The organism is Candidatus Symbiopectobacterium sp. NZEC135 (genome assembly GCF_025962695.1).
The window spans coordinates 1-961 of the sequence record NZ_JAGFPF010000769.1 but is presented as its reverse complement, the minus strand read 5'-3'; the positions used below and the strand labels follow the sequence as shown (position 1 = coordinate 961).

The window sequence follows — 961 nt, the reverse complement described above, 5'->3', positions numbered from 1 at the left end:
GGCGTCCGGGATATTGCAGATTTTGTGGATCAGGCGAAGAGTCTGAAAGCGGATCTGGAAAAACTGCGCAAGCCAGGCCAGACACTCAATGATCTGCTACTTTCCGGCGGCACCTCAGGACAGTTCGATGCGCTGTACGCGAAATACCGGGTTTTCGATACCTGCAATGCGGAACAGTCAGGAAGTTATGCCAATACCTGCAAACAGTTGGTCATCAACAAAGCGATACAGTTTGAGCAGACTGGCGAGATCCAGGAGCAGGTCAGCCAGACGCTGGGCGAGATTAACGGCCTCTCGAACCGTATCGCACTATCCAAAGACTCAAAGGAGTCTCAGGACCTTGCCAACAGTATTCAGCTAAAATCAGTGATGCTGAACACGCTCACTGACCAGTGGGAAATGAGCGTGAAGGCAGCAGAAAAGCGCGAAAAAGTACTGGAGGATGTGCGTATTAAACAGTGGAATCAGCAACAGTTAACTGCGCCAACCCCTGATTTAAACGGCTAAAGGAGTCTCACATGCGTTTATTAACCCTCTCTTTCCTGTCTTTATTATTTATCATCAGTGGCTGCAAAGAAGAAGCCAAAACTACTCAGTGGTACAAAGATCATCCCGATGAGCTAAAAGCGGTGTATGAAAAATGCCAAAAAACCGGCGATGCCTCAGATAACTGTAAAAACGCCAATGAAGCCCATTATCAAATTCAGCAGTTAAATGCTCCCACTCCCGATCTGAACTCATAGTGAGGTTAATATGCCCGGTGGTGTATTTATCGGTGTTGAAAAACACCTGATAGGAGGAGTTACTGACGCCACAAAGGGACTGATGATGTCATACTCCTCCATGATGGTGGGGCTGGCGGCAACGTCAGCCACGCTCTATATCATGTGGCGTGGATACCAGACCCTGGCAGGTAAGTTGTCCACGCCAATGGAGGATGTCACGTGGGACATCATGTGGA

General features: G+C 48.6%; 2 protein-coding genes and 1 pseudogene. All 3 read left to right on the top strand.

Features of this window, described 5'->3' with window-relative positions; all coding sequences use genetic code 11:
* A partial coding sequence (locus J5224_RS30330) for a type IV secretion system protein (protein ID WP_264628754.1) occupies nucleotides 1-507 on the top strand: 507 nt, incomplete at its 5' end.
* Between the two features lie 11 nt (nucleotides 508-518).
* Complete coding sequence (locus J5224_RS30325) at nucleotides 519-743, top strand: EexN family lipoprotein (RefSeq protein ID WP_039356896.1); 225 nt, start codon at nucleotides 519-521, stop codon at nucleotides 741-743.
* Between the two features lie 10 nt (nucleotides 744-753).
* Nucleotides 754-961: pseudogene (locus J5224_RS30320) on the top strand (conjugal transfer protein TrbL); the annotation flags it as partial.